The sequence below is a fragment of the Phyllobacterium bourgognense genome (assembly GCF_003337575.1).
Lineage (GTDB): Bacteria > Pseudomonadota > Alphaproteobacteria > Rhizobiales > Rhizobiaceae > Phyllobacterium > Phyllobacterium bourgognense.
On sequence record NZ_QPJM01000004.1, the window covers coordinates 288,229 to 307,667 of the forward strand.

Below are 19,439 nucleotides of genomic sequence, written 5' to 3' on the forward strand. Positions count from 1 at the left end.
GTTTTGTCCGTTTGACGTGCTCACCTTGAACCTCAGCCCCGTTCGCCGACGGAAGCAGTTGGTTCCGCGCTGGTATTGGCCTCAGGAGCCGGCTGTCCCTGAATTTGGACAACCCCGTCCTGGCGGACTGACTGCACGCCTTCGGCCACAATCTGATCGCCGGGCTTTATGTCAGCATCGACCAGCACATAGGCGGTGTTGCGCTGGACAACACGCACCGGAACGCGCGTCGCCTTGTTATCCTCGATCTTCCAGACATAAGCGCCCTCAGTACCCCATTGAACGGCGAGGGGATCGACCGTCGGGTAGGTGTCGCCTGCAAACCCGACCGCCATCTGGAAAGCCATGCCTTCGCGCAAGGCATCGTTTGGATTGGTGATTTTCGCCTGGACATGCAGCGTACGGCTCGTCGGATCGACACGGTTGTCGATGGCGCTGATGGCACCTCTGAAGGTTTCACCGGGGCGGGCGATGGAGGTTGCCGTGACCGGCAGGTCGATTGATATGGCCGGCGCAAAGCGTTCAGGCACCCAGAAATCAACCAGAAGATCGGAGCGGTCGTCGATCATTGCGACCGTGGTCGATATCGTGACGTAGTTGCCTGCATTGATAGGCAGGATGCCGACAATGCCGCCGATAGGGGCTTTGATTGCCCGGCGGTCTAAGGCGAGTTCTGCCTCGCGAACGTTGAGGGCGGCGTTATCGACCGCCAAGGCCGCTTCGGAAAGCTGCACAGCGGATACCGTGTTGCTTGAACGCAGGCTTTCGGCGCGCTTGAGCTTGGTCTGGGCGTCCTTCAGCGCCACCCGCGCCTTGTCGACGAGGATGCTTTCGGCTTCTGAATCAAGACGGGCTATCACATCGCCGTCTTTGACCTTTGTCCCTGATGTGACGAGAATTTCGGTCAGGCGCCCGGCGGTGAACGGAGTGACTGCGACGGAACTCTTGGCCTTGCCGGTGCCGATCGCCGACAGTTTGTCGTTGATCTTCGCTTCAGCAGCAGCACGAACGACGACAAGCGGCAAGGCCTGCCCGCTGCGGCGCTGTCCCCTATTGGCAGCGGGTTCGGTTGCGGCGGTCGAGTTGCGATCAATGCCAGCCTTCGAGCCTGGATAGAAATACAACCAGCCAGCTCCAGCGAGTACCAGAATTAGTACGGCAAAAATCAGTTGCTTCGAAAGCCGCATATATCACTCCAAAAGGCCGGTCCCGCACAAGCAGAGCCAGCACAAAATGATCATATCCCAACGCGCAAGTCAGCGCGAACGGTTGTTTGCCGGGCAGAATAAGGGGGTTTTACCTAACCGTTAATGACAATTCCGTTATGTTACAAATATTTAATGGAGTAAGCACAGCCATGCGATCCGCCGAAATTAGCCGGATTTGCTTGTCGCTCCTTGAAGGCCCGGTTCTGGCGTGCAACATGACGGGCGGAAAATTCGCAAGGAAAACAGCCAATGGCGACGAAGACCGATATCGCACGGCGCGTGTTCAACCACACGTTCAAGCTCGATCCGATCGTCCGCAGCCTGCTCGATACGGATTTCTACAAGCTGCTCATGCTGCAGATGATCTGGGGGGTCTATCCCGAAGTGGATGCGACATTTACGCTGATCAACCGCACCACCAAGGTACGGCTTGCCGAGGAGATCGACGAACAGGAATTGCGCGAGCAGCTCGATCACGCGCGGACGATCCGCTTTTCCAAAAAGGAAATGATCTGGCTCGGAGGCAACACCTTCTACGGCAAGCGCCAGATATTCGAACCGGACTTTCTCGAGTGGCTGTCGAACTTCCAGTTGCCGGAATACGAACTGACAAAGCGGGACGGACAATACGAACTGAATTTCTACGGGCCGTGGATGTACACGACGATGTGGGAGATACCGGCGCTGACCATCATCAACGAGCTGCGTTCGCGTGCTGCCATGAAGAAGATGGGCCGGTTCGAACTTGATGTTCTTTATGCCCGTGCCAAGGCCAAGATGTGGTCGAAGGTGGAGCGGTTGCGTGCACTCCCCGACATCAAGATTTCCGATTTCGGCACGCGCCGCCGCCATTCCTTCCTTTGGCAACGCTGGTGCGTCGAAGCCCTGAAAGAAGGAATCGGTGAAGCCTTTACCGGCACGAGCAATGTGTTGATGGCGATGGACAATGATCTGGAAGCGCTCGGCACCAACGCGCACGAATTGCCGATGGTACTTGCTGCACTGAGTACCAACAACGCGGAGCTGCTGAAATCACCCTACAAGGTCTTGCAGGACTGGAACCGCTATTATGGCGGCAACCTGCTCATTGTCTTGCCGGATGCGTTCGGAACGGCCGCGTTTCTTCGCGACGCGCCCGACTGGGTGGCGGACTGGACGGGTTTTCGTCCGGACAGCGCGCCTCCGATAGAGGGAGGAGAGAAAATCCTTGCCTGGTGGCGATCAAAAGGCAAGGACCCACGGGAAAAGCTGCTGGTGTTTTCCGACGGGCTCGATGTCGATACGATTGAGGAAACCTATCGCCACTTCGACGGCAAGGTGCGCATGAGTTTTGGTTGGGGCACCAACCTCACCAATGATTTCGAAGATTGCGCGCCCCGCTACAATGATCAGTTGAATGCGATTTCACTGGTGTGCAAAGTCAGTGATGCCAATGGACGTCCCGCGGTCAAGCTTTCCGATAACCCGAAGAAGGCAACTGGGAATCCGGCGGAAATCAAACGTTATCTGGAATTGTTCGGAGCGGAGGACCGTGTGGAACAGGCTGTCAAAGTTTGAAGCCCGTCCGGGCACAACCAGTGCAATCAGGCTGACATGCGCAGCATGATTTCCGCATTCAACAGAATTCGCTGGTCATCGGGAAGCTCGATCTTCGGCTCGTCACTTTCCCCGAGCTTATCGAACAACAGCTTGATCGCCAGTCTGCCGATTTCGTTGTAGTTTTGCGCGACTGTCGTAAGCGGCGGGCACATATAACGCGACAGGGGCTGGTCATCGTGGCCGGCAACCCGTAGATCGCAACCCTCGCCCCGTCCGACCTTCAGGCCAGCCTGGAAAGCGGCTGCAAGGACGCCATAGGCAATGCGATCATTGGCGCAAAGGACGGTTTTGGTAGGAAAGCCACCCTCCTTCAGGATCTGCTTCGTCGCATCGAAGGCGAACTTCTCGAACTCCCAGTTGGCATGCGCTTCGTGTACAACAAAGCGGGGTTCGAGATTGAGGTTTTGCATCGCTTCGATATAGCCCTCGCGACGTTCGAGAGCGTTGCTGTTGACCGAGGTCATACCGAAATAGCATGGCTGATCACCCGAGCGGATCAGATAGTCGACGATCAATTTGAAGCTTTGACGGTTATTCGTACCGACAAATGGCGATGTCGCGTCTAGCGGAGAGTCGACGTAGATCAGCGGAATCGATTCGCCGAGCTTGGCCAGTTTATCATGATGCGACTTGACACCGAGTGGCCCGATGATCGCACCAGCGACGTTCATCGACTTGAACGTTTCAATGGCGCGTTCCTCAAGTTCCGGCTTGCCATCGGAACTCAGTACAAACGCCAGATACCCGGCCTGATCTGCGATCCCTTCGATCCGCCGCGTCAGGGCCATGTAAAACGGGTCCGTCGAATTGGGAACGATAAGGCCCAGAATATTCGTGCGACGGCGATTGAGATTGACGGCGAATATGTTTGGCCGGAAGCCGGACTTCTTGATGGCCGCTTCGATGATGTCACGGGTCTTCTTGCGCACCGATGTGGGGTCGTTGAAATATTTCGACACAGTGGGACGCGACAATCCTACAAATGCAGAGAAGTCTTCCATTGTCTTGATCGGCTGATTCACCGCACGTATTCCTTTTTATTATCCCTTGCTCATTTCAAAACCGTATGCCGGCGAAGAAATTGCGAAGGACATTTGCAATCATTGCTGAAAACTACGCCGACGCAATACATCTCATGATTGATACAAGGCCGCTCTTAATGGTTGAAAATTTACAGCATGAGCAACATGCGTCAAGATTTTATTTAAACCGCATCAACTAGATAGAGCTATTTAGGGTTTGTTCGCCTTCCTCAACGCTCCGCACCGGAAAGTTGACTTGTTCAATCATTAAAGTTTACGTGGGAAAACTTGCGCCAAGCTGACGCGGTTGAAAATGGCGTGCAAGATTGCATTGGGTTGATAGTCAAGTAGCATGCAACCTCCGAGTGTAAACATCGGCCAGCAGCAGGAGGAGTGTGATGGAGGGCGGTATTCCGAATCCGGAAGTCTTCACCCATGTACGCGTGATTATCGGCATCGTACTTGGCCTGAGCGTCTCGCGCTTGCTGACTGGCATCGCCCGCATCATCCAGCATCCGCAGCGCAAGAATATCTACGCGGTGCACCTTGGCTGGGTGTTGTTCGCTTTCCTCACCGTCGTGCATTTCTGGTGGTTCGAGTTCTACCTGCATGCACTGGTGTTGTGGAAATTCGAGGCCTATCTCTTTGTCATTTTCTTTGCCAGCCTGCACTTTCTTGCCTGCAGCATGCTTTTTCCCGACAGCATGGAAGGCTATTCCGGCTATGAGGATTATTTCATGTCGCGCAGGGCCTGGTTCTTCGGAATACTGATATCGATTTTCATTTTCGATTTTCTCGATACGGCCATGAAGGGCATGGATCATTTTCGAGCACTCGGAGCGGAATACCCCTTCCGCAACGTCTTCCTCATCGCACTTTTCGGACTGGGCATTTACGTACACCGGCAAAAAATCCAGCTGGTCGTACTGGCTTTGGCACTTGTTTCGCAGGTGGCGTTTATCCTCGTCCAGTTCGATACGATTTGATAAGAGCAATTTGCTCTAGAACAAGAAAAACCCGCCGGTTCGCACCGGCGGGTTTCATTTGTTTCAGCTTAGGAAAAGAACTTAGTTCTTGTCGCGGCTCTTCAGAGCGGCACCGAGAATGTCGCCAAGCGAAGCACCGCTATCGGTCGAACCGTACTGGGCAACAGCTTCCTTCTCTTCGGCGATTTCCAGCGCCTTGATCGAGACCTGCAGCTTGCGGGTCTTCTTGTCGAAGGCGATGACGCGAGCGTCAACCTTCTGACCGACCGTGAAGCGTTCCGGACGCTGTTCGTCGCGATCGCGGGACAGATCAGCGCGGCGGATGAACGAGTCGAGGTCATGATCGACCAGACGCACTTCAAGACCACCATCGGTGATGCCCGTGACTTCAACGGTGACAACGGCGTTCTTGCGCAGTTCACCTGAAGTAGCGGCTTCACCGACCTTGTCGCCGGTCAACTGCTTGATGCCGAGCGAGATGCGTTCCTTCTCGACATCAACATCGAGAACCTGCGCCTTGACGACGTCACCCTTGTTGTACTCTTCGATGACCTGCTCGCCTGGACGGTTCCAGTCGAGGTCGGAGAGGTGAACCATGCCGTCCACATCGCCGTCGAGGCCAATGAACAGGCCGAACTCGGTCTTGTTCTTGACTTCGCCTTCGACGATCGTGCCGACAGGGAACTTGTCTGCGAAGGTCGTCCATGGGTTGTCGAGCGTCTGCTTGAGGCCAAGGGAGATGCGGCGTTTGACCGGATCCACTTCGAGAACAACGACTTCGACTTCCTGTGTTGTCGAGAGCAGCTTGCCCGGATGCACGTTCTTCTTTGTCCAGGACATTTCGGAAACGTGGATAAGGCCTTCGATGCCTGGCTCGATTTCGACGAATGCACCGTAGTCGGTGATGTTCGTGACCGTACCGGTAATCTTTTTGCCGATCGGGTACTTCGCACCGATACCATCCCAGGGATCGCTCTCGAGCTGCTTCATGCCGAGCGAAATACGATGGGTTTCCTGGTTGATACGGATGATCTGTACCTTGACCGTCTGGCCAATGGACAGGATTTCCGACGGATGGTTGACGCGGCGCCATGCCATGTCGGTCACATGCAACAGACCATCGATGCCGCCGAGATCGACGAACGCACCGTAATCGGTGATGTTCTTGACAACGCCTTCAACGACCTGACCCTCTTCGAGGTTCTGGACGATCTCGGAACGCTGTTCCGCACGGCTCTCTTCAAGAACGGTACGGCGCGATACAACGATGTTGCCGCGACGCTTGTCCATCTTGAGGATTTCGAAGGGCTGCGGGTTGTGCATCAGCGGGGTAACGTCGCGGATCGGACGGATGTCGACCTGCGAGCGCGGCAGGAAGGCTACGGCACCGTCGAGATCGACGGTGAAACCACCCTTGACCTGATTGAAGATCACACCATCGACGCGTTCGCCGCGGTTGAACTTCTCTTCGAGACGGACCCAGCTTTCTTCGCGGCGTGCTTTTTCACGCGACAGAACTGCTTCGCCGAGGGCATTTTCGATACGCTCGACGTAAACTTCAACGATATCGCCCGGCTTGAGCGAACCGTCCTTGGCTTTCGCGCCGAATTCCTTCAGCGGAACGCGGCCCTCGACCTTGAGGCCGGCGTCGATGATCGCCATGTCTTTTTCGATGGCGACGATACGGCCCTTGACGACATAACCTTCAGCAAGGTCATTGGTGGCAAAGGACTCGGCGAGAAGAGCTTCGAAATCTTCGCGCGTTGGATTGGCTTCAGACATAAATACTCCTGAGTGTCCGGAAAACTCGTCGGACACAGCACCGGTGGTTCGTGTTTCGGTTCACCTGCATGCCAACCCGCCCATTGAAGGGCAATCCGGTGCGTGGGTCGGTTGCAGATGGTCTAATGCGTGTTCTTCGCGAGAGCCTGATCAATCAGGGTTTTGGCGCTAAGAAACGCGGTCTCTATATCCATTTCCGTCGTATCTAGCAAGTGCGCGTCGGCAGCGGGCTTTAATGGCGAATCGGTGCGCCCCATATCGCGGGCATCGCGGCGCGTGAGATCTTCGAGAATCTCCTCATAATTGGCACCGCCGCCATTGGACCTGATTTCATCATAGCGTCTTCTGGCGCGTGCCTCGGGCGACGCTGTGATGTAGAGCTTCACCGGAGCATCGGGGCAGACAACAGTACCGATATCGCGCCCGTCGAGCACGGCGCCGGGCGGGCGCTCGGCGAAGCTGTGTTGCATGGCAACGAGTGCTCGGCGCACTGCCGGCATGACTGCAACCTTTGATGCCGCCTCGCCGACAGCGTGGGCGGACAAGACTGCGCGATCGAGCTTCGTCAGATCGACGCTGCGCGCGGCCTTTTCCGCGAGAAATTCATCGTCCAGCGGCATGTTCTGATCCATCAGGACCTTGGCGACGGCGCGATAGGTCAGGCCCGTGTCCAGGTGATGAAAACCGTAAGCCTCGGCAATCCTGCGGGCGAGGGTTCCCTTGCCAGAAGCCGCGGGGCCATCGATCGCGACGGTAAAATGCCTCTGCGGTGTTGGCATATCCTTTTCATCCCTGTCGAAAAGCCATTGTCCGAGCGCAAAGAGCAGATAGGCGGCAGCCAGCACGAGGGTAATGATAGGGGTGATTCCGATTGTAACGAAGGCAAAGCCACCGAGCGTCGTCAACATGGATTCGAGCAAGTCGGGCATGGATGTTGCAAAATTCTGTAGCAGCGCGTCGATGCTGAAGATCAGCACGAACTGGAAGACGAACAGCCAGAACAGCAGAGCAAACAGGCCAAAGCGAACCCGGAGACCGAACCGTTCGATCACATAGGGAATGGCAACGACGACAAATGACGTCAGCAGGAAAAACATCAGATGATCCTTCTCTTGCCCATGAAATAACCGATACCGTATCCGGCGATAGATCCAAATGCCGGCGGTAGCAGCAAAAACTGGAATGGTACCCACTCGCTCGTATTCGCCGCCTCCGCACCGGCCGAGACATTCCACGCATAGAGGAAGATGACCGTCAAAGGAAGAAGGACGCGAAATATCGTGCTGGTTATACCCGGCCACGGCGCCGGCCCCGTGCTCGCGACCGTGCCGCTATAGGCGCTGCGTCCTGCCCAGACAAGAAAGGGCACGCTGGACATGGCATACAGGAAATATACGGTGAGACGCGATATGAGCTCGGTCATCGCTGATTTTCTTGCTTGTTTTCAGATTTCGAGTTCGGAAATCTCCGCACCCATTCCCTTCATCATGTCCATGAATTCCGGGAAACTGGTAACGATCATGGTCGAATCGTCGATTGTGACAGGCTTTTCTGCGGCGAGGCCGAGGACCAGAAAGCTCATTGCGATGCGATGGTCGAGATGCGTTTCGACACTGCCGCCGCCAAGACCCTTGCCATCCGGACGGCCGCGAACTGTCAACGTGTCATGACCTTCGGTGCAATCGGCCCCATTGGCCTTGAGGCCGTTGGCAACAGCCGAAAGGCGATCGGATTCCTTGACGCGCAGCTCCTCGAGCCCATTCATCACCGTCTCGCCAGTGGCGAAGCAGGCCGCAACCGCAAGCACCGGATACTCGTCAATCATCGACGGCGCGCGGTCTGCGGGCACATGGACGCCCTTGAGTTCGGAGGCGCGAACACGCAAATCCGCGACATCCTCGCCGCCGGCAAGGCGCGCATTGAGTATCTCTACGTGAGCGCCCATCTCCTGCAGCGTCAGGATAAGTCCAGTGCGGCTCGGGTTCATCAGCACATTGCGAATGGTGATGTCGGAGCCCGGCACGATGATGGCCGCAACCAGCGGAAAAGCGGTGGAGGACGGATCACCCGGCACGTCGATAGTCTGGCCGATCAGCTTGCCCTGGCCCTCGATGCGGATGTGGCGCGCGTTATCCCTGTCGGTCTCGACGGAAAGGTTGGCGCCGAACCCTTGCAGCATCTTTTCCGTATGATCGCGCGTCATGACCGGTTCGATGACTGTCGTGATGCCCGGCGTGTTGAGCCCGGCGAGTAACACGGCGGATTTCACTTGCGCTGAGGCCATCGGCACGCGGTAGGTGATCGGCGCTGCGACTTTCGGACCGCGCAGCGTCAGCGGCATGCGATCACCTTCCGCGGCGGAAACCTGGACACCCATTTCGCGCAAGGGATCAAGCACGCGGCCCATCGGCCGCTTCGACAATGAAGCATCGCCCACGAAGGTGGTCTCCATGGCGTAGGTGCCAACGAGACCCATGGTCAGGCGCGCGCCCGTGCCCGCATTACCGAAATCGAGCGGCGCTTCCGGGGCAAGCAGGCAGCCATTGCCGGTTCCCTGTATGACCCACACATCGCCTTCCTTGACGATTTTCGCGCCCATCGCCTGCATGGCGCGGCCCGTATTGATAACGTCCTCGCCCTCGAGCAGGCCGGTAATGCGTGTTTCGCCGGAAGCGAGCCCGCCGAACATAAAGGCGCGATGCGAAATCGATTTATCGCCGGGAATGCGGATATCGCCGGAGAGAGCCTGCGAGCGGCGGGCAGTGGCGGGTTTTGGCGGCGCGGAATGGGACATGGAGAGGATCAATCGCGATAAAAGAAGGTCATTGGGATGCGGGCATCCTACTAACACAGCTTGCCAGTGTGGTCATCTTGCAAATTCAATGATTGACACAAGCTTTTTTCGCTTTGACAAATGCGTCGAATTGCGTTTATGGGACCGCAAATTCATTTTGATGAGTATCGGCGTAAACGGTTGGGGCCAATAGGGACCTGATATCAGCCGGTCGCAGGCGAGCGCAGCAAGACGAGGCAAAACGTGGCGAATCCAAAACTTGGCACCAAGCGAGTTGACCCGGAGACCGGGCAGAAATTTTACGATCTGAATCGCGATCCGATCGTTTCGCCCTATACGGGCAAGAGCTATCCGCTCAGCTATTTCGATAGCACCGCTTCGTCCGCGCGCGAGGAAGAGGAAGAGGTCGAGACGGAAGAGCTCGACGTTGCTCTCGAGAAGCCGGAGTTCGTTGCTCTTGAAGAAGCCGACGCCGAAGGCGACGACGTCCCCGATATCGGGGATGACGATGTCGAGGTCGAGGACGCCGATGATGACGACACGTTCCTCGCGACCGACGAAGAAGATGAGGATGACGATGTCACCGACATTCTTGGCGGTGGTATCGGCGACGACGACGAGAATTGATTTTGATTATACCTGTTCACCGAAAATATCCGGTGAACAGGACTTGATCTTCGAGGCGGCGGGCGATAAGTACCGCCATCTTCGCGAAAGCAAGAGGCAAGGCTCCAGACCTTGCCGGACAGTTTGCCGGTGCACCCGGCGGTCTAAACGGCCATTTTGAATGGGGCCATAGCTCAGCTGGGAGAGCGCTTGCATGGCATGCAAGAGGTCAGCGGTTCGATCCCGCTTGGCTCCACCAAATTTCTCAGCAGGTTTCCAGTATGGCTCTCGGCACAGCCTTCGGTATTGGCATCGACGCGATGCTTGGAAACACAATGTTTGGCAGCATCTCGATGGGAATAGTTGTTGACATCGCAATAGGTGCCGCGCTCGGGCGCACGTTGTCCAAATAACGAAACCTGTTTGGCTCACTATAGGCGACGAGGCCGTATCCGAACGGCGCAGGCATAAAATTTCAGCGCCATGCTATCACGGTTATCACATACGGCTCACGGCGACCTGATTCGTAACACGCAGTATCAACCCCATGGCTATCAAGGTACACAATAGTGCCGATGAGCATCGTGGAGGAGACTGGCCGTGATGGCAATTTCAAGCTCGATGCTTGCAGGATGTCTGGACAGCAGCGCCGCCCGGCGGCACCCTACCATCCCGGCTGGACAGGCTCCGACGGCGTAAGCTCGGGCCACAGCAAGCGCTGATGGCCAGACCAAAGCATGCCACTAAACTCGCCATAATCTTGGATGCCCGCAGCCTGCCGCACGTTGCAGGTCGGGTAGGACATTGTGCCCTACCCAGCCTGTGCGAACCGTGCCCTTGAGCGCTCACGTGCTTTTTCGGCTTCGACAGTCCGATCGCGTGCCGGCGCTTGAGTATGGAGAGAGGCAAGCAGACGCCGTGCAGCATCTGAAACTTCCTTGACGGCGCGATCGAAAGCTTCGGTGTTGGCCTGCGAAGGTTTGTTGAAACCAGATAGCTTACGCACGAATTGCAGAGCGGAAGCGTCGATCTCATCCTTGGTTGCAGGTGGATCGAAGTTAAACAGTGTCTTTATATTGCGGCACATGATGGTCTCCTCAATGTCGATTACTGCGACGTGGCAAGGCCACTGATGTCGTTCCTCCTGTCCGCTGGTCGAGGCTTACCCCATCATATCAGCGGCCGTCGAGTTAAATCCTTCGGTAGTATGATCAGGGTCATTTCTCAGGAGACCCTAACTAATTGGTAGTATTTTTCCAATTTTATCACGACAGGAAGAGTAAAGAGATATAATATGTGAATGTGGCATTTGCATTCAAACTCTGCAGAGACGGGGAGAATGGGGGAGCAGTGTCCAATTATGAAACAAAACGCCGTCGGGCGCGTCAAGTTCCTGCCGTTATAATCATAGACCAACACACGCTTGCAAGGACGACTATCGTAAGACTCCTTGCGCACGAACTCGTTGGCTGGGATTTTATAGACATGATGGGCATCGATAACCTCGATAGCGCCATCGGTATGGATGTGCGTCTGGTCGCACTGGATGTGGCGGGAAGAAACGTCGAAAGCTCCAGTTTGCACAATGACCTCGCTGCAATATCCGAGCTCTTTCCTGAAGCTGCGATTGCGCTTTTATCCAGCACGGACGATCCTGCGATGGCCTCGCATGCGCTGGCGATGGGAGTTCGCGGGTATTTCACCACCTCGCTGCCCATTGAAATAGCGATTGCCGGAATACGGCTGGTTCTTGCAGGCGGCATATTTTGTCCAAATCCGCTCGGCACGTTTGTTGCCGAGATGCCAAAAAGCGACAGATACGCCCGCGACAACCGGACAAACGGGAATGGAAGCGCACGTTACCTGAGCGTTGCAGATTTCACGCCGCGCGAAGCGGACGTTCTTGCAGAATTGCAGCGCGGTCACCCGAACAAGGTGATTGCGGGAAAGCTCAACCTGTCGGGCAACACCGTGAAGATGCACCTGCAACACATCATGCGCAAACTCAACGTCCAGAATCGGACGGAGGTGGTGGCTCGGTTGGGGCAGGCGCCGTCCACGGATCATGAATATACCGCCTCATAATTCCCGAAGTTTTTGAATAGAAAAATTTGCTCTAGGCATTTCCCCTTGATGGCGTATTGGCAAGCATCTCACTGAGTGTCGCTGCTGCCAGCATGGCTTCGGCCAACAGCTTCTTGAGCTTCTGGTTCTCGTCTTCCAGGGCCTTGAGCCTTTTCACGTCAAAGCCGGCATTTCTGAGTTGCAGGGATTGCCACCGGTAGAACGTTGGCTCGCTGATACCATGTTCGCGGCATAACTGGGCCACGCTCATTCCGCTGCGATGTGCCTTGAGAATGTTCATAACCTCGTCGTCATTGAATTTTCTTTTGCTCATCACATCCTCTCCCTCCGACAGTATGAGTCGATCATCGACCGATCAAGTTCCTGCTCAATCCTCGCGGAATGCTCTGTTGAAACTGTCTATGAGCGGGCGGACTGCATAAAAAGCCACAGTGCTCTCCCCCGTTTCGATCAAGGTCTGGGCCGGCATTCCGGGAACCAAACCAACATTCTTCATCTTGGGCAGGCGCTCATCCGTCACTCGGATCGTCGCCGCGTAGTAAGGTAGACCGGTGGCCTTGTCGACAAGACGGTCCGCGGAAACATATTCGACGAGGCCTTTGAGAAGCGGCACCCGACGTTGATTATACGGGAGGAGGTGAACCTGTGCGGACAACCCCGAGTGCACGAGGTTGATGTCTTCCGGGCGGACATGTGCGGTAATGATAAGCCGCCCTTCGCGAGGGACCAGATCGACAATGGGTTCGCCAGCACCGATGACGCCGCCCGCCGTATGGATGCGCAGATCCATGATCACGCCATCTTCCGGTGCCTTGATCTGTGTCCTTGAGAGTTGATCATCGATCGCCCGAAGTCGCTCATTCAGCTGCATGATCTGGCTCTCGGCGTCGCGCAGACCTTGGGCCACTTCGTTCAGCCGGTCATTCTCAATTTTGACAAGGTAAGCCTGACTTTCGCCTATCACCTGATAAGCCCGCGATATTTGGGCAGTCACTTCACCAAGCTGACCATCTATATCGGCTTTCTCACGGTTGAGATTGAGAAGCCGGCTCTTTTTCTCGATGCCCTTCGCCACGAGAGGTGTCACCACTGCGAGTTCCTGCCGCGCGATTTCGGCTCTTTGCGTCAGGCCCGCCTTTTGTGCTGTCAGGCCCGCTATCTCCTGTTGCACTTGCTCCATCTTGCTCTGGGTGATTGCGATCTCCGATCGCATGACCATCCTGCGTGTCGCGAAGATACGCTGCTGTCCCGTTAGAATGCTGTCGACAGCCGGGTTCGTGACCCGGATCGCGGCGAGGTCTGCGGGATAGACGACGTTGTCGCTGCTCGTACGCTCGGCGGTCAGGCGGGCATGGTTGGCCTGGGCGTCCCAAAGTTGACCCTGCAAAGCGTCGCGCTCAGAGCGAGACTTCGTATCTTCAAGCTGGATCAATGTTTGACCAGCTTTGACCGTGTCACCATTCTTGACGAGAATTTGTCGGATGATACCGCCTTCGAAGTGCTGGATCGTTTTGCGGCTCGATTCGGGTTCAACCACACCCGAGGCGATAGCAGCGCTCTTCAAAGGCGCAAAGACAGACCAGGCGCCGAAGCCAACGATGAAAGTGCAAATCAAAAGGTTGCCAACCAGGGCGACCCTGCGAAGCCGCGGCATCGGGGATATTGGTGCCAAGGCTGTCGAGGTGTTTGGTGTCGGTACATAGGTCAAGAATCGTTTTCTGATTCCTGACGTTTGGACGCTGTGCCGGATTGCGCTCAAGGCGCCTGTAAATTTTTCTGGAATGCCGAATTGAACAAGGGCCATGGCGAACATCCTTATGTCCCTGTCTTCGATGGCGGTTGAAGATAGGTGTCGTAAATTTCGTCGCTATCTCCAAAGGCATCGACGGTCCCGTTGCGCATGATTGCGATTTTGTTGGTGACCGGCAGAATTCCCATCCGGTGGGTGATGATCACCACCGTCATTCCCCTCGCCTTCATACGTTCGATCGCGTTGAACAAAACTCGCTCGCCGTCATAGTCGAGACTGGAGTTCGGATCGTCGAGCACGATCAAGGAAGGATAGCCATAAACTGCCCTGGCAAGTCCGAGTTGCTGGCGTTGCGCGCGCAGCAGCAGGTTGCCGCCTTCGCCGACGTCAGTCTCGTAACCTTGCGGCAGCCGCATGATCGCATCATGCAGACCGACGAGCTTTGCCGCTTCGATTGCCTTGCCGGGCCCCGAACCATCCAGCCGGCCGATCACATCCTTTATAGCGCCGCCGAAAAGCTCGATATCCTGCGGCAGATATCCGATGTGGTGGGTTCCTCCGCAAAGACGCAAGGCAGATATGTCGACACCGCCAAGAAGCGCGCATCCGCTGGTGGGTTGGAGGACACCTGCGATAATGCGGCCCAGCGTCGACTTGCCCGATCCAGAAGGGCCAATCAGCGCCACGCAGTCGCCGGGGGCGAGCCGAAGCTTGACTCCGCTCAGCAGTGGCCGGCCGGAAAAGGGCAATGCATAACCGACTTTGTCAAGGATAAGGCCGCTGGGTTCGGGAACCGGCACCATACGCGTGTCGGAGTCCGAGGAAACAGCGATGAGCATCTTGTTGAGACGGTTGAAAGCGTTGCGGGCATAGGCAAAGGAACGCCAGGCACCGATCGCGCCCTCGACCGGAGCGAGCCCGCGACCGAGCAGAAGGCTGGCGACGAAAATAATGCCGGGGCTGCTGTTTTCGGCCAGCACCAGCCACGTCGCGGCACCCATCACGAGTATCTGGGTCAAGGTGCGAATGGACTTGGAAAAACCAAGGATGATCTCGGTCCGGTGCATGGCGCTGTCTTGCGCTTTTCTTGCGACTTCCGCATCGCGATAGACGATCTGCGCAGCACCGTCCTGCATGCCCATCGCACGGATGACCTGGATATATTTGAGCGCTGTGGCAAACCGGGCGTAGCTCCTTGCCAGCGCAACATTCGCCTGGGTGAGTGGTTCCCGCGTGGCGAGTTCGGTAAGCAGCGCAAGCAATAACAATGCGATCGCGCTCAAGACGCCGATTGCGCCGAGCAAAGGGTGGACGAGGAAAAGCAGCAGCAGGAAAACTGGCGCCCAAGGCACGTCGAAAAGCAATGCGCTTGCGGGCGAATCGAGAAACTGGCGCAGAGAGGCGAGATCCCGGTAGCAATCGGTAGCCACGCCCGCATCGGCTCTCGCCGCATATTCGAACGATGCAGTGAGGACACAAGGCCGCAAGCGATGGTCGAACCAGCTTCCAATGCGAGATAGGGCCGCGCGCCGGACAATATCAAGCACGGATCCGACGATGACGGCGACCGCTATGATCAGCGTCAACATCAGCAGCGTATCGGTGCTGCGGCTGGACAAGACACGATCATATATCTGCAGGAGATAGATGGAAGGTGCGAGCAGAAAGAGGTTGTAACCGCAGCTATAGACGAAAACCAGACCGAAGGCTCCAGCGCAAGCGCGAAGGGCTACCACCAGATGCGTCGGTTGACGCTGCGATTGTACGAGACTCGTTGTCATGGTCAGGTGCTCACTGATTGGACAGCCATCTGGTGTCGCCGTCCGGATTTAAGGATCGCCGGTCACAACCGGCGATCCTGGCGAATTGATTTTATGAGCCCAGATCGTGTTGATCGATCGTTCCGAGAACGTTGACGAAATGGTCGAGAGTATTATTGACGGTCGTGGGATCGATATGAACCGCTGTCGACTCGATATTGCCACCCAGTGCCAGGTTGCCGTTGCCGCCACTACCACCGACGCCAGCGATAATAGTGGCATCCTGACTGGCCATGAGCTCATTCACCTGCGTGGCCGTCGTGGCTGCAGCAACTGTTGCCGTATTGCCGCCACTGGAGTTGGACTGACTGCCATTGGAGTTGGCGTCGCCGCCGGCGCCGCCGTCACCATTGTTGGTGATGGCTGCAATGAGACCATGATGCGCCGACGTGTCGCCGCCATTGCCGGCGTCCTTGGCTTCCCAACTGGCTTTTTGCCAAACGTCATCGCCGTTATACAATTTGGTATGAGCACCCTCTACCGTTTGTGAAGCGTTGAAGTAGGCGCTGGGGCTGAAGCTGATATCTCCCTTGTTGTAGCCGTCACCGCCGTTACCGGCATTTGCATCGCCAGCATCGGAATTGTTAAGCTGGATCGTGTCAGACATTTGTGGAATAGGCATAATCTTACTCCTTACTAAGTTTTTCCGTGTTTCTCCCACGGCCAGATACCCGCGACGTCATCGTCAGGCAGATTAACCGCCTACAAAGAGTGCTCGCGATTTTGCTCGGGAACTAGCCGGATATTCGGGGACGTCCGTTTGGGTGGGGTGTGTATCTGGCGACGGGGTGTAGTCGATTTGACGGCCGAAATGTCACATCGGCGCGGCGCGCCGATTGGCGGCGAATCGCAATCTTCCACGACAAGCGCGCTTCGAAGACGGCGAGAAGAAGTACGGAGAAATTTACTCTAGGTATGCAAAAACGAGAGGATATCATCCACCAGTGCGGAGTGATTATCAGCAAGGCTGCCGTCGCCGCCGTTGCCGCCGATGCCGCCCATTTGGAATGAGTGCTGATCGAAAAGCACATTATCGATCTGCTGGGCATCCGCAGTGCCGCCCGCGGGCACAGCAATGTTGATCGGATGATAAACACCGACATTGAGATCGACGAAATTACCGTTAGAGAAGCCTGAGCCCCCGTTGCCACCGCTGTGGTTGCCGGTGAAAATCGTATCCGAACTCAAATTGAAGCCGCCGCCATCGCCGCCGATACCCGCGATCTGGATGCCACCCTGGTCGAAAATCGCGTTGTTGGTCTGATGCGCCTCGGCGGAGCCGCCGGCCGCGCCGACGGCGATATTGATCGGCGAAAAGATAGCAACATTCACGTCGACCATACTGCCCATGAAATAGCCGTTGCCGCCATGGCCGCCGAACATGTCACCCGTGTAGGTATGTGTTCCAACGCCTCCGGGAGTGCTGTCGAATGTCCCGTTATTATCCCCGCCGGAACCACCGACACCGCCAATTTGCGTGGCGCCTTGGTTCATAACGGAATTGTTTGACTGGCTGGCAATGGCGGATGAACCGCTACCCCACGAGATAGCGGTATTGACAGGCGCGAATACACCGACATCGGAACTCACCATACCACCGAAGAAAAGCCCGTTGCCACCGCTTCCGGAATTGTGATTGCCGTCGCCCCCGCCGAGAGCAACATTGCCGTTTCCGCCATCTCCACCCATGCCAGCAATTTCCGTGGAATGCTGATTGATCAACGCGTTGTTGCCCTGATGCGCTTCTACCGCGGTGTTGGGACCAGCGATGGCCGCGTTAGAGGGCTGGAAGATCGCCATCGGCATGCTGCTGATAAGACCGATGGCAATGCCATCGCCACCGCTGCCCGCGGAATATGTGGGACTAGGGACGACCTCGAGGGGCAACCATGTTGGCACCAAAGCCAGGTGACCGGATGCGGAACCAGAGATCGCGTTTTGGCTGACGTTCGGGTTAGGTGCTTCTTCCGACATAGGGCGAATTTCCGGCATTGCGTCTCTCCATTCAGTCCGCAAAACTTGCGCATTTCTCCGACGTATTGTGAAGTCAGTTGAAGAAAAAGAAGAGCCTGCAATTCGGCTATATCCATTTGGGCGGAGATGGGCGGTAACCAGACTAAGCCCTTCTACGTATTCATAGTTGTTCCAGATTGCTATATCATACAGGGTAAGTGAACAATCAATCGACTTACCTCATGGGGGAGCTGTGATTGGGCAATCGGGCAACAATACAATGAAATTTGCCCGGAGGACGCATTTATATAGCTCTACAGTTTTGATCTCATAGCAGCGTTTATACGCTGTTTCCGTATTCGTAACTGTGAATGACTGTCAGACCTTCGAACAATACACTGTGCCGCCGGCGCAGTTCTGGTCATTTGGGGGATGTATCATGGCCGCCCAGCAGATTCTGATTTGGGAGAACGATCCTGCTTCCAGTGTATTGGTAATGGCTGACAAACCCAGCATCAGCACGATTCCGTTCAAATATACTTTTCCGCCGCCGCGTCTCGACCCCAACCAACATCCGGACACGCGCGAGTTCAGATACTGGAACGCTGCCGCAGCTTTGCGGCGAGGCGCAGATTTTTGGGGCCCGAAGGTCGACAGGAGTGAATGGCTTCGCGGTCCTGCCCTCGGCGTGAGCCTGGATCTGGGGCCCGGATGGAACGCCAACTATGATCGGCGAGCGCTGAACTTCTATCACGGGGTAACTTCCACCGGGAACATCTATGCTGCGGCAAGCCCTGACATGCTTTGCCATGAGCTGGGTCATGCCATGCTTGATGCGATCCAGCCACATCTTTGGATTACAACTTCCCTGGAAGTCGAAGCCTTTCATGAATCGTTCGGCGATATCAGTGCTATACTATGTTCGCTTCAAATCCCGTCGATGCGAGATTCCATTCTGGTGTCGACGGGCGGCAATCTTTACTGCAACTCAAGACTGTCCCGAGTTGCTGAGCAATTCGGGACAGCCCTTCACATCCACTTTCCCGACGACGCGGATCCGGATTGCCTGCGCAACGCGGTAAAGTTTTTCTGCTACCGCGATCCCAACACCCTGCCATCGAGCGCCCCCACCACACAGGATTCGCATTCGTTCTCAAGGATTTTTACTAACGCCATATTCGAGGCATTGGCAGGTATGCTCTCCCTTTATCCTGCACCAACTTCAGCTCAGTTGCTTTTGGTTACAGAGGAAATGCGGGACATAGTGGTTGAGGCGGTCAAATCTGCCGGGATCGTGACCAACTACTATGCGGAAGTGGCGGCCAAGATCGTGCAGAAAAGTGCCGTAAAAAATCCTGCGTATCCGGCGATCTTCCGAGCCGCCTTTGTCCGTCGCAACATTCTATCACTTGAATCGGCCTCAACGATTATGTCGTTGCTGAACGGTACGATCGGTGCGGATGCCGACGAAGGAATAGATCAAACCTACGTGCCGAAACTCGCTCCACTTGATTCATCTCATTATGGCCTGGACGAGCCCTTGTTCGTTCAGATGCCGTTGGACCCGGTAACTACTATAGCACGAAGCGCAACCCCGGACGGTAGGTCGATGGAGCCGCCCAGCCCCGAAGCGGCTGCAACAGCTTTCGTCGATCAATTATTCATCAAAGGCCTCGTCAACTATGGCGAGTTCGGAGACAGGGATCACAAGGGCGACAAGGACAACAAGGATCCAGCACTGGCACATACCACGCATCGTATTCAGCGCGAAGGTGACCAACTTCGCTTGGTGAGAATTAGAATCAACTGCGGGTCACGGCACGTCTGTTAAAAG

The 19,439-nt window shown here is 56.0% G+C and carries 17 protein-coding genes and 1 tRNA gene; 6 read left to right on the plus strand and 12 right to left on the minus strand.

Annotation, left to right across the window (positions count from 1 at the left end; all coding sequences use genetic code 11):
* Positions 1–32: 32 nt before the first annotated feature.
* Entirely contained in the window at positions 33–1,187 is a 1,155-nt protein-coding gene (locus C7476_RS10200) for an efflux RND transporter periplasmic adaptor subunit (RefSeq protein ID WP_114429805.1), read from the minus strand.
* A gap of 270 nt (positions 1,188–1,457) precedes the next feature.
* Here C7476_RS10200 and pncB point away from each other — a divergent pair, with 270 nt between their 5' ends.
* Positions 1,458–2,765, plus strand: coding sequence for a nicotinate phosphoribosyltransferase (gene pncB / locus C7476_RS10205; protein WP_114429806.1), 1,308 nt, complete (start codon positions 1,458–1,460; stop codon positions 2,763–2,765).
* A gap of 26 nt (positions 2,766–2,791) precedes the next feature.
* Here pncB and C7476_RS10210 read toward each other — a convergent pair whose 3' ends face one another.
* Positions 2,792–3,808, minus strand: a complete 1,017-nt coding sequence (locus C7476_RS10210; protein ID WP_181872404.1) for a LacI family DNA-binding transcriptional regulator — start codon at positions 3,806–3,808, stop codon at positions 2,792–2,794.
* A 419-nt stretch (positions 3,809–4,227) separates the two neighbouring features.
* Here C7476_RS10210 and C7476_RS10215 point away from each other — a divergent pair, with 419 nt between their 5' ends.
* Complete coding sequence (locus tag C7476_RS10215; protein ID WP_114429808.1) at positions 4,228–4,815, plus strand: hypothetical protein; 588 nt, start codon at positions 4,228–4,230, stop codon at positions 4,813–4,815.
* 81 nt (positions 4,816–4,896) lie between these two features.
* On the opposite strand, the gene rpsA is transcribed toward C7476_RS10215, so the two are convergent.
* The 4 genes from rpsA to aroA form a co-directional block, all read right to left on the minus strand.
* On the minus strand, positions 4,897–6,597 hold the full coding sequence (gene rpsA / locus C7476_RS10220; protein ID WP_112529614.1) for a 30S ribosomal protein S1: 1,701 nt from the start codon (positions 6,595–6,597) through the stop codon (positions 4,897–4,899).
* Positions 6,598–6,719: 122 nt separating this feature from the next.
* A complete protein-coding gene (gene cmk / locus C7476_RS10225; protein ID WP_114429912.1) occupies positions 6,720–7,376 on the minus strand; it encodes a (d)CMP kinase in 657 nt (218 codons plus the stop codon).
* A 317-nt stretch (positions 7,377–7,693) separates the two neighbouring features.
* Complete coding sequence (locus C7476_RS10230; protein ID WP_114429809.1) at positions 7,694–8,020, minus strand: hypothetical protein; 327 nt, start codon at positions 8,018–8,020, stop codon at positions 7,694–7,696.
* Positions 8,021–8,041: 21 nt separating this feature from the next.
* Entirely contained in the window at positions 8,042–9,391 is a 1,350-nt protein-coding gene (gene aroA / locus C7476_RS10235) for a 3-phosphoshikimate 1-carboxyvinyltransferase (protein WP_114429810.1), read from the minus strand.
* Between the two features lie 243 nt (positions 9,392–9,634).
* On the opposite strand from aroA, the gene C7476_RS10240 reads away from it, so the two are divergent.
* Positions 9,635–10,018: a TIGR02300 family protein gene (locus tag C7476_RS10240; protein ID WP_114429811.1), complete on the plus strand. Its 384-nt coding sequence runs from the start codon at positions 9,635–9,637 to the stop codon at positions 10,016–10,018.
* Between the two features lie 162 nt (positions 10,019–10,180).
* A tRNA-Ala gene (locus C7476_RS10245) sits at positions 10,181–10,256 on the plus strand.
* A 552-nt stretch (positions 10,257–10,808) separates the two neighbouring features.
* Here C7476_RS10245 and C7476_RS10250 read toward each other — a convergent pair.
* On the minus strand, positions 10,809–11,084 hold the full coding sequence (locus C7476_RS10250; protein ID WP_114429812.1) for a DUF2277 domain-containing protein: 276 nt from the start codon (positions 11,082–11,084) through the stop codon (positions 10,809–10,811).
* Positions 11,085–11,347: 263 nt separating this feature from the next.
* Here C7476_RS10250 and C7476_RS10255 point away from each other — a divergent pair, with 263 nt between their 5' ends.
* Positions 11,348–12,082, plus strand: coding sequence for a response regulator transcription factor (locus C7476_RS10255; protein WP_114429813.1), 735 nt, complete (start codon positions 11,348–11,350; stop codon positions 12,080–12,082).
* Positions 12,083–12,113: 31 nt separating this feature from the next.
* On the opposite strand, the gene C7476_RS10260 is transcribed toward C7476_RS10255, so the two are convergent.
* The 5 genes from C7476_RS10260 to C7476_RS10280 form a co-directional block, all read right to left on the minus strand.
* Positions 12,114–12,395 (minus strand): transposase, encoded by a 282-nt coding sequence (locus C7476_RS10260; RefSeq protein WP_114429814.1) that lies wholly within the window; start codon positions 12,393–12,395, stop codon positions 12,114–12,116.
* Positions 12,396–12,449: 54 nt separating this feature from the next.
* Positions 12,450–13,886, minus strand: coding sequence for an HlyD family type I secretion periplasmic adaptor subunit (locus C7476_RS10265; RefSeq protein WP_114429913.1), 1,437 nt, complete (start codon positions 13,884–13,886; stop codon positions 12,450–12,452).
* Positions 13,887–13,897: 11 nt separating this feature from the next.
* Entirely contained in the window at positions 13,898–15,613 is a 1,716-nt protein-coding gene (locus tag C7476_RS10270) for a type I secretion system permease/ATPase (RefSeq protein ID WP_114429815.1), read from the minus strand.
* A 91-nt stretch (positions 15,614–15,704) separates the two neighbouring features.
* Positions 15,705–16,274 carry a PE-PGRS family protein gene (locus C7476_RS10275; RefSeq protein WP_114429816.1) on the minus strand — a complete coding sequence of 190 codons (570 nt, stop codon included), beginning with the start codon at positions 16,272–16,274 and terminating at the stop codon, positions 15,705–15,707.
* 287 nt (positions 16,275–16,561) lie between these two features.
* Complete coding sequence (locus C7476_RS10280; protein WP_114429817.1) at positions 16,562–17,644, minus strand: hypothetical protein; 1,083 nt, start codon at positions 17,642–17,644, stop codon at positions 16,562–16,564.
* Positions 17,645–18,044: 400 nt separating this feature from the next.
* On the opposite strand from C7476_RS10280, the gene C7476_RS10285 reads away from it, so the two are divergent.
* Complete coding sequence (locus tag C7476_RS10285; RefSeq protein ID WP_147274642.1) at positions 18,045–19,436, plus strand: gluzincin family metallopeptidase; 1,392 nt, start codon at positions 18,045–18,047, stop codon at positions 19,434–19,436.
* The last annotated feature ends 3 nt before the right edge of the window (positions 19,437–19,439 follow it).